Source organism: Flavobacterium niveum (assembly GCF_055231775.1).
The window spans coordinates 1-17,193 of sequence record NZ_JBUYSX010000003.1 but is presented as its reverse complement, the minus strand read 5'-3'; the positions used below and the strand labels follow the sequence as shown (position 1 = coordinate 17,193).

The following is a 17,193-nucleotide window of genomic DNA, read 5'->3' as shown; positions in this document are numbered from 1 at the left end:
GTTTTTGGGTCTATCGTTTTTCCAGCAACACCACATTTTCTACGTGGTGCGTTTGCGGGAACATATCTACAGGGCGCACACGCGTCACCTTATACACCTCGTCCATCAGGGCAAGGTCGCGCGCCTGAGTAGCCGAGTTACAGCTTACATACACCACTTTTTGCGGTGCTATACGTAGTATCTGTTCTACCACATCCTTATGCATACCGTCGCGCGGTGGGTCGGTAATAATAACATCGGGGTGGCCGTGCGTTTCTATAAACTCAGCGTTAAACACATCCTTCATGTCCCCTACAAAAAACTCACAATTGGTAATATTATTGCGCAGGGCATTTTCCTTGGCATCGGCAATAGCCTCAGGAACTGCCTCTACCCCTACTACCTTTTTGGCTTTACGCGATACAAACTGCGCTATAGTACCGGTACCGGTATACAGGTCATACACCAGCTCATTACCGGTAAGGCCTGCAAAATCGCGGGTTATGCTGTACAGTTCGTATGCCTGGTCGCTGTTAGTCTGGTAGAATGATTTGGCATTAATTTTAAAGGTAAGCCCTTCCATTTCTTCCAGTATATAATCACGTCCTTTAAATAGTACCACCTTCTGGTCGTACAGGGTATCATTAGCCTTTTGGTTCACCACATATTGCAGCGAAGTTATACCCGGGAATGCCTCTGCAAGATAATTCAGCAGCAGTTCACGCTGTTCTTTATTATTATCGTAGAACTGGATTAACACCATTATTTCACCTGTACTTGCGGTACGTATCATAAGTGTACGCAGCAAGCCGCTATGTTCACGTGGGTTAAAGAATTCCATACCGTGCTGGTTTGCAAAATCACGGATGCTGTTTCGTATGGCGTTGCTCGGGTCTTCCTGAAGGTGGCAGTGGGTTATGTCCAGTATCTTATCCCACATTCGTGGAATGTGGAAACCCAGTGCATTGCCACGCTCTATCTCCTCGCCGCTTTGTGCTTCGGCATCAGTAATCCATCGGGCATTGGAAAAAGAAAACTCCATTTTATTACGGTAATAAAATTTCTTTTCGCTGCCTTTTATCGGCTCGAAATCAGGCAACTCTATTTTACCGATACGCTTAAGGTGGTTGTACACCTCATTGTTTTTATAGTACAGCTGCTTTTCGTAGTTCATGTTCTGCCACTTACAGCCACCACACGAACCAAAATGCTGGCATTGCGGTATTACCCTGTCGGCGCTGTATTCATGGAAATGTACAGCTTTACCTTCATAATACGCTTTTCGTTTTTTAAAGGTTTGTACATCAATTACATCGCCTGGCACTACATTCGGTATAAAAATAACCTTCCCGTCCGGGGCTTTGGCTACAGAAACACCTTTGGCACCGGCATCGAGCACATCAACATTTGTAAAAACGATCTTGTCTGTTTTTCTTTTTCCCATGCGGCAAAAATACGTTATTGGTCATTAAATTTAAATAAATTTGTAATTAATCATTATTCCAAATAACATGCCTTCATACCTTGCCTTATTTCGCGCCGTAAACGTTAGCGGCCACAACATTATAAAGATGGAACACCTGCGTAAGGTTATGGAAGCCGTGGGCTATAAAAACGTGGCTACCTACATACAAAGCGGTAATGTGGTGTTTACTACCGATGAAACCGACAAGGCCAAAATAAAACGCGAAATGGAAACACTGCTCTATAAGGAGTATGGCCACGATGTGTTCAACTTTATTTTAGACGAAGCCGAACTAAAAAAGGCTGTAGACAACAACCCCTACACCGGGCCTGAACCGGAAGGCCAGGGCGTGAAAAAGTTTTTTGTAACCTTCCTTTCGGGTGAAGCTACCGTTCAGGGGCTGGACCAAATGAAAAAATACAACCGCAGCGATGATGAATTTAAGGCCATAGGCAACGTCATGTACCTGAAGCTGTCACAAAGTGCGGCCGACTCTAAGCTATCCAACTCATTCATTGAAAGCAAAATGAGTTTAAAGTCGACTACGCGAAACTGGAATACAACATTGAAACTGCTGGAAATGCTTCAAAACCTTAAATAGCCTGTGATGAACCGTTTCGATCGCATAACTGCCATACTTATACAGCTGCAATCTAAAAAGGTTGTAAAAGCACAGGACCTGGCCGACCGCTTCGGTATAAGCCTGCGTACAGTGTATAGGGACATCCGTTCGCTTGAAGAAGCGGGTGTACCCCTGTATGGTGAAGCCGGTGTGGGGTATTCGCTGGTAGACGGTTACCGCCTGCCCCCGGTTATGTTTACACCCGAAGAAGCCATGGCATTTATTACCGCAGGCAAGCTTATGGAAACCTTTACCGATAAAGGGCTGAAGGATAATTTCGCATCGGCTTTATTTAAGGTGAAGGCTGTATTGCGCAATAACGAGAAAGATTTGGTAGATGCATTGGAAGACCAGATAGATGTGCTCGACCACCATAAAGCCATCCCCCCGCAAACCAATGCCCTTGACACTTTACTGAAAGCCACTGCCGAAAAAAAGGTAGTGGAAATGATATACAAGGCTTTTGGCAAAGAAAACGAAAGTACCCGCATGGCCGAACCTATAGGCATTTTCCATGAAAACGGTTACTGGTACACTATAGCCTGGTGCCACCTGCGTGGTGAATACAGGCAGTTCAGGCTGGACAGGATTATATCTATAAAGCTTACCAATGTGCAGCAGCAGGAACATGTAAGCCTTAAAGAATACCGTGAACGCTACCCTAAGGCATGGGAAACCTATCCTGTAGAAAAAGTGGTGCTGCGTGTGGTAAAAAGTTCGGTACCGTTCCTTACCAGCCGTAAGCATTTTTACGGTTTTTCATCGGAAACGGATAACGGCGATACCATAGACATGACGTTTTATACCCAATGGGCCGAAGAAGGCCTGCTGCGCTGGTACCTTATGTTTGCCGACCGTGCCGAAATACTGGAGCCTGAATGGCTTAAAGACAGTGCCGTTACACTCCTGCAGCGTATTATAGAGAAGAATAATTTCGATATTGAAGTACAAACCGAAATATAGATTCATTATTTACATTTAATACGCGTTTCCCCAAAAATATTTGCAAATTTTATTAATTTGCAGCTGCAAGGATGATTTCTCTCCTATAAGAAGGAATTGACGATTTTTATATTGAAAATTCACAATCCAAATGCCGGTTTTACAACAAACAAATACCGAAAAAGCCATTGCCCTTGAAGACAAATACGGGGCGCACAATTACCACCCGCTTCCTGTAGTACTTTCGCGCGGCGAAGGTGTATACGTATGGGATGCTGAAGGAAAACGCTATTATGATTTCCTTTCGGCCTACTCTGCCGTAAACCAGGGGCACTGCCACCCGAAAATTGTAGGTGCGCTTACCGCACAGGCACAAACGCTCACCCTTACCTCACGTGCTTTTTATAACGACCAGTTGGGACGCTATGAGGAGTTTGTTACCCGCTACTTCGGGTTTGATAAGGTATTGCCTATGAACACCGGTGCCGAAGCCGTAGAAACTGCCATAAAGCTGTGCCGTAAATGGGCGTACGAAAAGAAAGGCATAGCCGGACATGAAGCCAAAATAATAGTATGCGAAGGCAACTTCCACGGGCGTACTACTACCATAATATCATTCAGTAACGACGAAAATGCGCGTAAAAACTTTGGCCCATATACTGCCGGGTTTATAAAAATACCATACGACGATATTGATGCACTGGCTGAAGTCCTTGCTTCAGAAAAAAATATAGCCGGTTTCCTTGTAGAACCTATTCAGGGTGAAGCCGGTGTATACGTACCTGCCGAAGGATTTTTGGCCAAAGCCAAATCCCTTTGCGAAGAAAATAATGTATTGTTTATTGCCGACGAAGTGCAGACGGGTATAGCCCGTACGGGCAAGCTGCTTGCCGTACATCATGAAAACGTGCAGCCCGACATCCTTATTCTGGGTAAAGCGCTATCAGGTGGTGTGTACCCTGTAAGTGCGGTTTTGGCAAATGATGATATTATGAACGTTATAAAACCCGGGCAGCATGGCAGTACCTTCGGGGGGAACCCTGTTGCGGCGGCAGTAGCTGTTGCAGCCCTTGAAGTGGTAGAAGAAGAGAAACTTGCCGAAAACGCCGAAAAACTTGGTAAAATTTTCAGGCAGAAAATCAGTGCTTACATTACAGGCAGTAACATAGTATCGCAAGTGCGTGGTAAAGGTTTGCTAAACGCTATAGTAATTAACGATACCGAAGACAGTTCTACCGCATGGGACATCTGCGTAGCCATGATGCATAACGGACTGCTCGCCAAGCCCACGCATGGCAACATTATACGCTTTGCACCACCATTGGTGATGACTGAAGAACAATTGCAAAGTTGCGTAGACATAATTATTGAAACACTAAAACAATTTGAACAATAACCAATTATTTTCTATGGAGGATTTTTCTACCCAATCATCATTTGAATCATTTGAATTACAACTTAGCCAGGATGCTAAGGATTTTATCAGGGAAACTGCAAAATGGGCCAAGTTCCTGTCTATTTGCGGATTTATTTTTATCGGCTTTTTTGTGCTGGTATCTTTGTTTATCATGACACTGGGTTCTACTATGGGTGCTATGGGTGGGGCTTTTGGTACTTTGGGTGCTGCGGGCGGTGTACTTATTGGACTTGTTTACCTTTTTATGGCGCTGCTGTATTTTTTCCCGGTGCTGTACCTTTTCAAATTTGCCAACAAAACTAAAGCTGCTTTTGAAAGCAACGACAACCAAGCACTTACTGACGCTTTCCAAAACCTGAAATCGCACTATAAGTTTGTAGGTATACTTACTATTGTAGTACTTGGTTTCTATGCCTTAATGCTGTTTATTGCAGTTATTGCAGGCACCGCAGCTTCACTATAATCATAGTTTCACAATATATTATCAATCGGGTTGCTATAAAGCAGCCCGATTTTTTTTATGTACGCGATATCAATTTTCTATTGTAAACACTTTACGCTATTTTTGCAACGTGAAGACAATATATATAATACTCATTTTTGCCTGTGCTTTTTTAGCCTTGTACGAACAGTCACTGCAAAAGCCTAATGTGCTGATAATGGTTCCTGCCATAGTAATTTTTATTGTTGGTCTTATGCGCATTATGAGCAAAGTACCCAGCAAATACGAACGTGAACAGCGCGACCAGCGCGAGCGCGAGGAATGGGAAAAACAACAGCAAAACGATAGCGATGAAGTTTAAGCCCGGCGATAAGGTAAGCGTGCTGGACGATTCTTTTACCGGTACGGTAAAATCGTATAAAAAAGACGGAAAGGTAGCTGTAATAACCGATGAGGGTTTTGAGCTGCTTTTTACCGAAAGCGAGCTTATACCCACCGGCGGCAGCCTTGGTGCCCTGTTTGCAGGCAAAAGCCTTGGTAGTGTTTTAAGGGAAAAAGAAACTCCAATAAAGCGCAAACATCCTGTACCCGATAAGAAATCGCGTAAGGATAATGTGGTACTGGAAATAGACTTGCATGTAGAAAAGCTGGTGCGCAACAAAAAAGGCATGAGCAACTACGACATCCTTAACATGCAAATGGATACTGCACGCCACCACCTGGAATATGCCATAAAAAACCGCATACCCCGTATCGTTTTTATACACGGTGTGGGCGAAGGTGTACTGAAATCAGAATTGGATTACCTTTTAGGCCGTTATGAGGAAGTGGTTTTCGGTGATGCCAATTACCAGAAATACGGCCTTGGCGCTACCGAAGTATATATAAAGCAAAACCCGGGAAGATAATTTTCTATGTTCTATTTTATATTGACTATTGACAATATAAAATAGAACATAGAAAATCTATAGCCACTTCAATAAATCATAAAAATTTTGCGGTGCTACGCCGTGACCTACAGGGTATTCGTGGTATTCGTTTGTAATACCAAGTGTATCCAGGAATTCCGGTGCCTTTTGTGCCCAGTCTACCGGGATTACCTGGTCTACAACACCGTGGGAAATAAAAAACTTCAGGTGTTGCAGTTGCCCCACATTTATATCTTGTGCGATAATCGGAGTATGCAGGTAACCGCTCAATGCTGCTACCCTATTTACTTTTTCAGGATATTTCAGCGCAACCGAATAGCTGAGTATAGCACCCTGGCTGAACCCGATAAGCGTTACATTATCTTTATCTACAGGGTAAGCTTCTACCGCCTCATCAATAAATTTAGCAATAAGGTCACGCGATTGTGCCGCCTGTACATCATCAGTAAACTTATTCATGTCGGCATCAAAATTTATGGCGTACCACGCAAAGCCATAGCCCGGCATGTTGTACGGCGCACGTACCGAAAGGATAAGATATTCATCCGGCAGCTCCTCTGCAAAGCCGAATAAGTCTTCCTCATTGCTGCCATAACCGTGTATAAGTACTAACAGTGGGTGCTTATCCTGTTTTACTTTTGGCTGGCGCACCAGGTGATATAATGATAATTCCATGATTACAGGTTTTTAAACACTTTTTGAAAAAGCACACCTACTAGTGGCGTGGGTTTTGTTTGCCCGGTAATTGCGGTATAAAAACCATATCCCCAAAGTACTACCATAAAAAGATAGAACGGAAATGCTATCATGGGTGTCCAAAAACCGCTAATGGTATAGCCTATGGCTACAAAAAGTATGGTAAGCCCCAGTCCCTGCCTTATATGAAATGACGCGAAAGGGTTTCTGTTTTCAGAATTCATAGACATGGCTATAAGTGCACCAACTCCCATTATATATGCGGTTATTGCGGCTCCTTTACCCTGCTCTATTATTTGTTTGTCCATTATTTAGTTTATTTCAATGGTGCTTTTAACTTCAATATCGGTACGCGGATCAAAGACAACATCGTAGTAATTGGCCGCACCTGCCTTGGTATCAAGTGCCAATTGGCTACGGCCAAATTCAGTACCTTTTTTATCCATCACCTTAAACGTAAGGTTTCCTTTAAAAGCCTTTTCGGTAATCAGGTACACCATTATTTTATTGTTGTGCCCCAGTGTATCGCTTTCTATATGGTATTTACCCAAGGCAATACCCTGCTGCTTTAACCCTTCCGATACAACTATTTTACAATCCAGGTTGCGCTCAACCCCTTCGGTTACTCCCTCGGTAAATTCGGTAGCCATTTCACCTACGGTTTCCCCGCCTTTGTTCAGGGTTTCCTTGGTTTTCTCCTTTACCTTGCTGCACGCGCAGGTTATGGCCAGTACAACTAAAATTGAAAATAGTTTTTTCATGGTGTTATGAGTTTAAAATCAGTTTACCCCTGTTATAAATACCGTATGGCTTGCCTTTAAGCGTTTGCCCAAGGAAAGCAGAGTTTTTAGATTTAGAACGGATATCCCTTTCGGCAAATACCCACTCCCCTTCCGGATTGAACAGTGTGAATGATGCTTCAGCGCCTTCGGTAATATCTTTATTGGCAAAACCGAAAATAGTTTTACCGGCAGTGAATTTCTCAATAACCGTTTCCAGTGGCAGTATACTGTTCAGTGCGCCGAAAGCACTTTCAAGGCCAATGGTGCCGTCTTTAGCAAGGTCAAACTCCAACACCTTAACCTCTACATCCAACGGGTTATGGTCTGAAGTGATGATATCGATAGTACCATCCAGTACACCATCTATAAGTACTTTGCGTTCCCCTTCCGGGCGAAGTGGCGGCAGTAGTTTATAATTACTATCAAAATCCGTTAGCACCTCATCTGTAAACAGCAGGTTATGCACCGCAACGCTACAGGTTACATTAAGCCCCTTTTGCTTGGCTTCACGTATCAATTGTACTGATTTTGCCGTGCTTATAGTAGGTATGTGCAGTTTACCGCCGGTATATTCCAGCAGGTAAAGGTTGCGTACTATTTGTAGTTCTTCGGCAAGCGTAGGTATACCTTTCAGCCCCAGCCGGGTACTTACAATACCTTCATGCACTACGCCTCTACCTTTAATTTTATCATCCTGGGCAAGGGCTATAACCAACCCGTTAAAATCCTGAACATATTGCAGGGCTATCTTCAGCAGGTTAGCATCCTGCAACGCTTTTTGGTAATCGCCAAAAGCTACCGCGCCTGCATTCTTCATATCAAAAAGTTCGGCAATATCCTTACCGTCACTGTGCTTTGTCAGCGCACCTATAGGGTGAATTTCCGTAGCCGTGTGTGCCGACTTGCTTTTCAGGAAGAAAATATCGGCCTGGTTATCCGCCACCGGTGCTCCGCTGGGCTGTACAGCCACATCGGTAAAACCGCTTTTGGCAGCCACATCAAGCCCGTTAGCTATGGTTTCGCGGTCTTCATGGCCGGGTTCTCCAAAGCTTACCGAACTGTCAAACCATCCCTTAGAGATGTGCAGGTTATCCAGTTCAACTGCCTCAAAACCGGCAGCAGGAAGATTAGTGCCTATTTTTGTAATAATACCGTTTTCAACCTGAATATCTACAGCCTGTTTGTGGTAGGGGCTGTTCGGGTCAATGATAACTGTGTTTTTAAAGATCAGGTTCATGTTATTTTACAAATTTTTGTATCAGTAGTTCAAGTACCAGGAATATCAGTGTGCCTATTACAAACCATTTCCACAGTTCGTTGGCAGTACGCGTCGAGGTAATATCGTTAAATACGGTAGCTATGGAATCGGCTTTGGTAAAACTGCCCAAAGCGCCGGTGTTTTCCTGGCTAAGGTCGCTCTCGGTTCGGGCATAGTTAAAGCTTACATCCTTCAGTTTTTCGTTGCCTTTATAAATGCTGTAATTGCCCGCCAGTTCAGGGTAATTGCCAAACGAAAGCTTCACCTTATTACTCAGCAGTTGTTGGGCAGGCACAAAATCGGTTTTATCGCCTTTTACACTTACCACTTCATCTTTGCCTAAAACCGTATCAATAAGCAGGTTTTGGTTACTGCCTATGGTTATGGCGCTGATGCCTGTTTTACCACTATTCTGTCCCATATTATAAAATGTAGGTACTATAAGCGGCGAGTTCTGGAAATTGGTATTCGTTTTATTAACCGGTGCAGCAAACACATATACATTACCCAGCCTGTTAGTCATAGAAGCCAGGAACGGCGTTTGGTCGTCGTATGTAAGCACCGGGAGCGTATTTCCCGAAAGGATAAAACTGTTGCTTACCTTAGGGTATTGGAAATTATCGGTCTTCTTTTCAAAAACAGTCTGGTAGAGCGGGTGGCTGAAGGAAATTTTAGTGATTTGTTTATCACCTTTGGTGTACGGTTTAAACTGGCTGTTGCCAAATGCCGCCATAAGGTTATTCATGCTTTGCAGGCTACAGGCCGCCGAAGGTATTATTATCACACTGCCGCCTTTGCCATAAAAATCCTTAAGGGTAGTAATAAGCGACTGCGGAATTTCGTCAAGCTCGTTCAGTATGATGGCATCCTGTTTTTCCAGCCCGTTATAATCAAGCCTGTTAAGCTGTGTATCTACAAAATTAAATTCGTCATTGGTGTAAATACGGCCCAGGAATTTATTTTTATCCGGTGTACCTATAGCCAATACATTCGACTTTTGCGGTTTTGATATGCTGAAATAGTACGTATTGTCATATGCAAGGCTGTTATCGGTTAACGACACATAGCCATGGAAGTCTTTTTTAGGAATGGTAAAGGTGCTGCTTTTCTTTTCTTCATCAAATTTCACCAGCGTTTTAGCTATCAGGCTGCTACCGTTATATAGGGCTACAGGCACATCGCCTTCGGCACCGCCATAGGCTTTCATGTCTACTTTCACTTCGTAAAAATTATCCATAACCTGTGAAATGTACACACTGTCTACCGCAATGTTATGGGTATTTTCGGCCTCAGGCGTAATGGCATAAGCAGTAGCATTTTCAAATCCCGAAACGTATTTACTATCCAAGCTTACACCGTCGGTAATTACCACAACATCTTTGCCCGTGGTAGGATTTTTAGCTTTGGCACGGGTAAATAAAAAGTCCGGCCTGAACGGTACATCAGTGTATTGCAGGTTTTGTAAATCTTTTTGTATCGACTTTACATCGGTATCCCACCAGGCACCGTTATTGGTAACCAACGAAAACTGTTGGCTTTCAGGGGTATTTTCTAAAATATCCTGTACAGCACGTTTCAGGAGTTCGCCACGGCTGCCTTTTGCCTGCATGGAGAATGAATTATCGAGCAATATTACCAGCTCATTACCCGTTTTATCATCATCTTTCGCCTTAAAATACGGTTGGGCAAAGGCTATAATAAGCGCAGCAAGCAGCAATAAACGCGTAGCAAGCAACAGCCATTTTTTAATGACCGAGCTTTTACGGGTTTGCATATTAAGCTCTTTAAGGAAACGGACATTGGTGAAATACTGCTTTTTAAAGCGGCGCAACTGAAACAGGTGTACCAATATCGGGATGATAAGCAGGAATAAGAAGTATAAAATGTCCGGGTGTTTAAACTGCATTCGCTCGAAAGTTTGTCAAAAATAAGCATTTTTATCTGAATTGAAAACGTAAAAACACTGCGCAAATTTCACATAACATTTAAATAAGTTACTTTTGCAATCACTAAATTGCCTACTATGAAATTAATCAAAGCCTTAGCTTTATTTGCTGTAACGGTTGCCACAGCGCAGGATAACTATAACCTTGTTGTGGGAACATACACCAATGCCTGCCAAAGCAAAGGGATATACGTATACGATTTCAATGTTAACACACTGGAATTTAAGCTAAAATCGAATACCGAAGGTGTTATAAACCCTAGCTACCTTACCGTAACAAAAGACAAAAAATACATTTACAGCGTTAACGAAGACGGTGCCAAAAGTACCGTGAGCGCTTTTAAATATACCCCTGCCACAGGCAAGCTGGATTTTATCAATAAAAAAGACAGCGGTGGTGCCGACCCATGCTACATAATCAATGACGATAAAAACGTGATTGTAGCCAACTACAGCGGTGGTACCATAGGTGTTTTTGAGCGTAAAGCAGACGGCAGCCTTGGCGATGCCAAACAGGTAGTAAAACACAGCGGCACCGGCCCGGACAAAAACCGCCAGGAAGGCCCACACGTACACATGGTGTACTTTAGCCCTGATAATAAGTATGTTTTTGCCAATGACCTGGGTACCGATAAAGTGTACATGTACAGCTATAACCCTAACGGCGGCGCCAAGACACTTATATTTAAAGATGCTTTTACCCTGAAAGCAGGCAGTGGCCCACGCCATTTGGTATTTAACCCGAACGGTACTTTTGTACACGTGCTTCAGGAGCTTGATGGTACCCTTACCACACTGGATTACACTAACGACAAGCTGACTAACGTACAGGAAGTGAATGTTACCCCTAACCTGCTAAACGGTAAGCACGGCGCTGCTGATATCCACTTTAGTAATGATGCCAAGTTTATATATGCTACTAATCGTGGCGATGCCAATACCATTGCAGTATACCGTGTACATGCTAATGGCCTGCTAAGCCTTGTACAACAGATAAGCACACAAGGCAGTGGCCCGCGTAACTTTATCATTGGCCCTAATGACGCTTTTGTACTGGTAGCCAACCAGAACACTAACAACATTGCTATCTTTAAACGTGATAAAACTACCGGCTTCCTAAGCTATACTAACAGAAAGATAGAGCTGTGCCAACCGGTTTGTCTGGTATTTACTCCTAATAAATAGATTTTAGAAGGTAGATTTCAGAATTCAGATTTAGCTTCACCGTAATATTATAAAACACAAACGCCCGCTTTGAAACTAAAGCGGGCGTTTGTGTTATTTATTGAAACAGCCTATTCATTCCATAGTTGGCTTACCTCCAGTTTAAGATGGGCAAGGGCTATGCTGCTTGGGCTTTGTTTTTCAAAAAGGTCGCTTAGCAATTCCTCACGTAGTTTGTTGGCACTGTCTATACGTGGGCTCATGTTGGTTTTACGTATCGTCTGTATGGTAGCGTTCTTGGCTGTGGTAATCACGTTCCAGCACTCGGCAGATACATACACCTGCTGGGTAAGGTTGTGCTCGTATTCCAGTTCTATCTGGGCTATGATGTAGTTTTCATATTCCGATTTATCGCTGCTCTGTGGGGTAAGGCGAATAAGCAGGCGCGTAGGGTCTATACGCTCCAGCAGCAGCGTAAGCCTTTCATATGCCTGTAGCCTTAACGGCAGGGCATGCTTTTGGGCATCCCTGTGCAACGCATAGCGACGGCGGCGGTCTTCATTCTGGAAAAAAGATTGGAAAAGGTAATACGCTACCACACCTACCACTACGGCCGGGAGTGCAGTAAAAAGCAGTTCTAAAAATTTATTGATGTTCATGGTTTATGATATACTGTTGCTATTTTTATTGTAAATACGCTATGTTTTTGCGAGAAGCGAAATTAGCGAAATAACTTTTTGCAGGGGAACACACCGGCAATTATTTTTGGGAAAAATTACCGCCGAAATTCGTTATTTTTGTGCGTTAAAGAAGGAAGAAGGAATGGACATCCATAAATATATAAGCGGGCTTAATGAGGCACAGCAGGCTCCAACCCTGCAAAAAGACGGCCCCATGATTGTTATAGCAGGTGCAGGCTCGGGCAAAACCCGCGTGCTTACGTTGCGCATTGCCTACCTGATGAGCCAGGGGGTAGATGCGTTTAACATACTTGCACTTACCTTTACCAATAAGGCCGCTAAGGAAATGAAGGAGCGTATCTCTCACATTGTGGGTAAAGGTGAGGCTAAAAACCTGTGGATGGGTACCTTCCACTCGGTGTTTGCAAAAATACTGCGTATGGAAGCCGACAAGCTGGGCTTTCCGTCTAACTTTACCATTTACGACAGCCAGGACAGTGTACGCCTTATTTCATCCATCATTAAAGAAATGCAGCTGGACAAGGACGTGTACAAGCCAAAGCAGGTACTCAGCCGTATATCATCATACAAAAACAGCCTGATTACCGTAAAGGCATACTTTAACAACCCCGAGCTACAGGAGGCCGATGCAATGAGCAAGAAGCCACGTTTGGGCGAAATTTACCAGCACTATGTAGACCGTTGCTTTAAGTCGGGAGCTATGGACTTTGACGACCTGCTGCTGCGTACCAATGAACTGCTGAACCGTTTCCCCGAAGTGCTTGCCAAGTACCAGGAACGCTTTAAATATATCCTGGTAGATGAGTACCAGGATACAAACCACAGCCAGTACCTTATAGTACGTGCGCTATCAGATAAGTACCAGAACATCTGCGTGGTGGGTGATGATGCCCAGAGTATCTACGCTTTCCGTGGGGCGAACATTAACAACATCCTGAACTTCCAGAAGGATTATGACGGGGTGCAAATGTACCGCCTGGAGCAAAACTACCGCTCTACCCGCAATATTGTAGAAGCTGCCAACGCCATTATTGATCACAACAAGGTAAAACTGGATAAGGTGGTGTGGACGGCTAATGACGACGGCCCGCTGATTAAGGTACACCGCAGCCTTACCGATGCTGAGGAAGGCCGTTTTATAGCGAGCACCATTTTTGAGCAGCAGATGCAAAAGCAGCTGAAGAACAATAACTTCGCTGTGCTGTACCGTACCAATGCCCAGAGCCGCGCCATAGAAGATGCTTTGCGCAAGCGCGATATCCCGTACCGTATTTACGGTGGGCTTTCGTTTTACCAACGCAAGGAAATCAAGGACGTGCTGGCCTACCTGCGCCTTGTAATAAACCCTAAGGACGAGGAAGCACTGGTGCGTGTTATCAACTACCCTGCAAGGGGCATAGGCGATACTACCATAGATAAGCTTACCGTGGCGGCTAACCATTATGGCCGCTCTATATATGAGGTGATGGAAAACCTGGACCGTATAGACCTGAAGCTGAACAGCGGTACCAAAGCCAAGCTACAGGACTTTGTGATGATGATAAAGAGTTTCCAGGTTGCCAATGAAACGCAGGATGCTTTCTACCTTGCCGATATGGTGACCAAAAAGACCGGCCTTGTGCAGGAGCTTAAAAAGGATGCCACGCCCGAAGGTATTGCCCGTATAGAAAACATTGAAGAGCTACTGAACGGTATGCGCGACTTTATTGAAGGCCAGAAGGAAGTAGACGGTGCACGTGGTGCGCTTTCGGAATTTCTTGAAGATGTGGCCCTGGCTACCGACCTTGATAAAGATACCGGCGATGACGACCGTGTGGCGCTGATGACCATACACCTTGCAAAGGGCCTTGAATTCCCGCACGTGTTCATTGTGGGTATGGAGGAAGACCTGTTTCCGAGTGCTATGAGCCAGAATACCCGCAGCGAACTGGAGGAGGAACGCCGCCTGTTTTACGTGGCCCTTACCCGTGCCGAGCACCAGGCGTACCTTACCTATGCCCAGAGCCGTTACCGCTGGGGCAAGCTGGTGGACAGCGAACCGAGCCGCTTTATTGAAGAAATCAATTCAAAATTCCTGGAATACCTTACCCCGGTGGAAACCAACTACCGCTACAAGCCAATGATCAATACCGATATTTTTGGCGATGTGGATAAGTCGAAATTACGCCAGAGCAAACCGGTAAACGGTACCCCGCCCAAGTGGGTTACGGGTGACGAACCGAAACATGATATGCCCATCCGCCGACTGAAGCCTATGGCAGGCAATGGCCCAGCTGCAACAAGCGGCCCGGTACTTTCGGACAGCAAGCTGCAAATAGGGAATATCGTACTGCACGAACGCTTTGGTAAAGGAAAAGTGCTTAACATGGAAGGCGTTGGTGCCGACCGTAAAGCCGAAATCAGCTTTGAAGTAGGTGGCATTAAAAAACTGCTGCTGCGCTTCGCGAAGCTGGATGTAATAGGGTAAGTCAAAAGTTGTAAAGTCGAAAGTCATAAAGTCCTGAACCTTTAAAAATGACTAATTAAATACCGAAAAGTGTAAATCTTTTAATATACCTCAAATGAGATTATATATAAACCACAAACGCCTGTTAATAACGGGCGTTTGTGGTTTATATATTCTAAATTACAGTCAAATCCGAAGCCGTCATTGCGAGGAACGAAGTAATCTCATCGTTGTAAAACTGGTAGTTTAGCTTTTTTATAAGATTGCTTCGTCGTTCTTCCTCGCAATGACAGAACGTATAGCTATCAATTGAAATTATTTTTTCTTTTTCTTCGCGGCACGCTTTGCTTCTACGGCACGGTTACGCGGGGCAGTTTTTCGCGGCTTGGTTTTACCCGGGCCACCAAGGTTTACTTTTTTGTTCTTTTCTGATTTATCATGGAAAGCCCCACCACCGTCAAGCTTTACCTTCTTCATCAGGAATTTTACTTTCTTTTTATCCTTTTCAAATTCCAGCAGCTTCTCCTCTATTTTAATGTCCTCAGGTAGTTGCAGCATTTCTATCTCCTTTTCCATCAGCAACTCGGCTGCCAGCTGTATCTCATCTTCTTTAGGCGAAACAAAGCTTATGGCAGTACCTTCCTTATCAGCACGGCCTGTACGTCCTATACGGTGTATGTACTGCTCCGGCACTTCGGGAAACTCCATGTTTATGACATGTGTAATATCTGAAATATCAAGGCCACGCGCCATAACATCGGTGGTAACAATACCCCTCAGTTCGCCACCCTGAAATTCGGCCATAGTATTAAGCCTGTAGTTTTGCGATTTGTTAGAGTGTATCACCCCAAACTGCCCTGAATAATCATCGTCAATAGCCGTCATTACCAGGTCGGCAGTTTTCTTGTTGTTCACAAAAACCAGCACACGCTCCATAGCCTCATCATTAAGCAGGCCTTTAAGCAAGTTTATTTTGGTAAGGAAGTTTGGCACCACATAACCCAGCTGGCTTATTTTTTCCAGCGGCGTTCCGCTTGGTGCAAGAGACACTTCCTCAGGAAATTCAAAAAACTCATTCAGCATTTCATCCACATCATCAGTCATGGTAGCAGAGAAAAGGATGTTTTGCCTTTTCTGCTTCAGCATGGTAAGGATAGACGTCACCTGGAAACGGAACCCAAGGTTCAGTATTTCATCAAACTCGTCTATAACTAGTTTTTGCAACGCATCAAAACGGATTACGTTGTCCAATGCTAAGTCCATAACACGCCCCGGTGTACCTACAAGTATGTCTACACCTTCATACACCTTCGTCTTTTGGGTGTTGATGTTTACGCCACCGTATACGCCCAGCACACGCACCGACATATATTTGGTAAGCTTCTCTACCTCTTCAGCCACCTGTACCACCAGTTCACGCGTGGGCACAAGTACCAATACACGCGGTGTATCGGTAGCCATAAATTTCCACTGCTTTAATATAGGCAGCAGGTAGGCAAAGGTTTTACCGGTACCGGTCTGTGCAATACCCATCATATCGCGGCCACTCATAATTACGGGCAGGGCGCGTTCCTGTATGGGTGTAGGCGTGGTAAACCCAAGCTCGTCTATGGCTTTCTGTAAAGATTTTGGCAGGTCGAAGTCTAAAAATGTAGGCATTATTGTTGCTTTTTGCTGCAAAGATAGTGCAAATAGTTTTGCGGCAGAAATTTAGCTTTAACAGCCTGTAAACATTCATTTAACAAAAGGTTGGAACAGTGCCGGGAATAAGATTGGTAACTTTAAATAAAAAAGAATCACCATGCCTAATCACACCACACTCGGAACCGAAATAAACGTAGCCGCCATACGCGACTTCTTATTTTCGGGCAATGTACAAAAGGGCGACAGCCTTGTACTCAATGAAACAGATTATAACAGGATTGCAGCCGAATTTAAGGCCGGAGACGAACCTGTAGAAATACCGCTGAACATACTGGGGCTTACCATAGTTAAGGACACCACTGCTACCGTACCGGCAGGAAAAATACACGTTATAAAAAACGACAGCACCATACAATAGTGCCTGTGTAAAACCATAACTAAATGAACACCGATTTCGAAATAATACATAAGGCATTTGAAAATGCGGGCATCATTACCAAACCCGAATATAGTATCACTACGTATTCGCTGAATACCCCGCTGAGTTTCAGGTTTAATAACCTACAGGAATTTATTTCCTTTTTAGAACTCGACCCCGATGAAGATACCGAAGCGGCAGAACAGATAAAACATCTTGTAAACAGTGCCGGTATTAAAGAACATAATTTCTTTTACGTAAATTTTTATAAGCCAAAAGTGGCCGAATTGTAAAAGAAGAAAAGCCGTTCAGTTTTGCTGAACGGCTTTTCCAATTAAAAAAC

18 protein-coding genes are annotated in these 17,193 nt (G+C 44.1%); 10 read left to right on the top strand and 8 right to left on the bottom strand.

Translation table 11 applies throughout. The features are described 5' to 3' along the window. Nucleotides 1-10: 10 nt before the first annotated feature. A complete protein-coding gene (gene rlmD, locus ACZIX4_RS08515; protein WP_463335207.1) occupies nt 11-1,423 on the bottom strand; it encodes a 23S rRNA (uracil(1939)-C(5))-methyltransferase RlmD in 1,413 nt (470 codons plus the stop codon). 67 nt (nt 1,424-1,490) lie between these two features. On the opposite strand from rlmD, the gene ACZIX4_RS08510 reads away from it, so the two are divergent. The 6 genes from ACZIX4_RS08510 to ACZIX4_RS08485 all read left to right on the top strand — a co-directional run bounded on the left by ACZIX4_RS08510 (nt 1,491) and on the right by ACZIX4_RS08485 (nt 5,775). Next, on the top strand, nt 1,491-2,045 hold the full coding sequence (locus ACZIX4_RS08510; protein WP_463335206.1) for a DUF1697 domain-containing protein: 555 nt from the start codon (nt 1,491-1,493) through the stop codon (nt 2,043-2,045). A gap of 6 nt (nt 2,046-2,051) precedes the next feature. After that, a complete protein-coding gene (locus ACZIX4_RS08505; protein WP_463335205.1) occupies nt 2,052-3,029 on the top strand; it encodes a helix-turn-helix transcriptional regulator in 978 nt (325 codons plus the stop codon). 130 nt (nt 3,030-3,159) lie between these two features. Next, nucleotides 3,160-4,404, top strand: a complete 1,245-nt coding sequence (gene rocD, locus ACZIX4_RS08500) for an ornithine--oxo-acid transaminase (RefSeq protein ID WP_463335204.1) — start codon at nt 3,160-3,162, stop codon at nt 4,402-4,404. A 13-nt stretch (nt 4,405-4,417) separates the two neighbouring features. Next, nucleotides 4,418-4,888: a DUF5362 family protein gene (locus ACZIX4_RS08495; protein ID WP_463335203.1), complete on the top strand. Its 471-nt coding sequence runs from the start codon at nt 4,418-4,420 to the stop codon at nt 4,886-4,888. 109 nt (nt 4,889-4,997) lie between these two features. Then, the gene (locus ACZIX4_RS08490) at nt 4,998-5,228 is read left to right on the top strand and encodes a hypothetical protein (RefSeq protein WP_463335202.1); all 231 of its coding nucleotides are present in this window, start codon (nt 4,998-5,000) and stop codon (nt 5,226-5,228) included. Beyond that, nucleotides 5,218-5,775: a Smr/MutS family protein gene (locus ACZIX4_RS08485; protein ID WP_463335201.1), complete on the top strand. Its 558-nt coding sequence runs from the start codon at nt 5,218-5,220 to the stop codon at nt 5,773-5,775. Before ACZIX4_RS08490 ends, ACZIX4_RS08485 begins: the two co-directional genes overlap by 11 nt. A gap of 57 nt (nt 5,776-5,832) precedes the next feature. Here the strand turns inward: ACZIX4_RS08485 and ACZIX4_RS08480 are convergent, their stop codons facing one another. Genes ACZIX4_RS08480 through ACZIX4_RS08460 form a run of 5 tightly spaced genes read right to left on the bottom strand, consistent with a single transcriptional unit; the run spans nt 5,833 to nt 10,438 of the window. Then, entirely contained in the window at nt 5,833-6,471 is a 639-nt protein-coding gene (locus ACZIX4_RS08480; protein ID WP_463335200.1) for an alpha/beta hydrolase, read from the bottom strand. 2 nt (nt 6,472-6,473) lie between these two features. Continuing rightward, nucleotides 6,474-6,800, bottom strand: a complete 327-nt coding sequence (locus tag ACZIX4_RS08475; RefSeq protein WP_463335199.1) for a hypothetical protein — start codon at nt 6,798-6,800, stop codon at nt 6,474-6,476. A gap of 3 nt (nt 6,801-6,803) precedes the next feature. Beyond that, on the bottom strand, nt 6,804-7,253 hold the full coding sequence (locus ACZIX4_RS08470; protein ID WP_463335198.1) for a hypothetical protein: 450 nt from the start codon (nt 7,251-7,253) through the stop codon (nt 6,804-6,806). A gap of 4 nt (nt 7,254-7,257) precedes the next feature. Continuing rightward, a complete protein-coding gene (locus tag ACZIX4_RS08465) occupies nt 7,258-8,511 on the bottom strand; it encodes a dihydroorotase (protein WP_463335197.1) in 1,254 nt (417 codons plus the stop codon). A 1-nt stretch (nt 8,512) separates the two neighbouring features. Next, nucleotides 8,513-10,438, bottom strand: coding sequence for a BatA domain-containing protein (locus ACZIX4_RS08460; protein ID WP_463335196.1), 1,926 nt, complete (start codon nt 10,436-10,438; stop codon nt 8,513-8,515). Nucleotides 10,439-10,555: 117 nt separating this feature from the next. On the opposite strand from ACZIX4_RS08460, the gene ACZIX4_RS08455 reads away from it, so the two are divergent. Continuing rightward, nucleotides 10,556-11,662 (top strand): lactonase family protein, encoded by a 1,107-nt coding sequence (locus tag ACZIX4_RS08455; RefSeq protein WP_463335195.1) that lies wholly within the window; start codon nt 10,556-10,558, stop codon nt 11,660-11,662. Nucleotides 11,663-11,772: 110 nt separating this feature from the next. Here the strand turns inward: ACZIX4_RS08455 and ACZIX4_RS08450 are convergent, their stop codons facing one another. Beyond that, on the bottom strand, nt 11,773-12,300 hold the full coding sequence (locus tag ACZIX4_RS08450; protein WP_463335194.1) for a DUF7935 family protein: 528 nt from the start codon (nt 12,298-12,300) through the stop codon (nt 11,773-11,775). Between the two features lie 163 nt (nt 12,301-12,463). Between ACZIX4_RS08450 and ACZIX4_RS08445 the strand changes: the two genes are divergently transcribed. After that, nucleotides 12,464-14,809, top strand: coding sequence for an ATP-dependent helicase (locus ACZIX4_RS08445; RefSeq protein ID WP_463335193.1), 2,346 nt, complete (start codon nt 12,464-12,466; stop codon nt 14,807-14,809). A gap of 294 nt (nt 14,810-15,103) precedes the next feature. On the opposite strand, the gene ACZIX4_RS08440 is transcribed toward ACZIX4_RS08445, so the two are convergent. Continuing rightward, on the bottom strand, nt 15,104-16,447 hold the full coding sequence (locus ACZIX4_RS08440) for a DEAD/DEAH box helicase (RefSeq protein ID WP_463335192.1): 1,344 nt from the start codon (nt 16,445-16,447) through the stop codon (nt 15,104-15,106). A gap of 142 nt (nt 16,448-16,589) precedes the next feature. On the opposite strand from ACZIX4_RS08440, the gene ACZIX4_RS08435 reads away from it, so the two are divergent. Together ACZIX4_RS08435 and ACZIX4_RS08430 are read left to right on the top strand one after the other, a co-directional pair. Then, the gene (locus ACZIX4_RS08435; protein WP_463335191.1) at nt 16,590-16,850 is read left to right on the top strand and encodes a hypothetical protein; all 261 of its coding nucleotides are present in this window, start codon (nt 16,590-16,592) and stop codon (nt 16,848-16,850) included. Between the two features lie 23 nt (nt 16,851-16,873). Continuing rightward, nucleotides 16,874-17,143 (top strand): hypothetical protein, encoded by a 270-nt coding sequence (locus tag ACZIX4_RS08430; protein WP_463335190.1) that lies wholly within the window; start codon nt 16,874-16,876, stop codon nt 17,141-17,143. Nucleotides 17,144-17,193 lie beyond the last annotated feature (50 nt).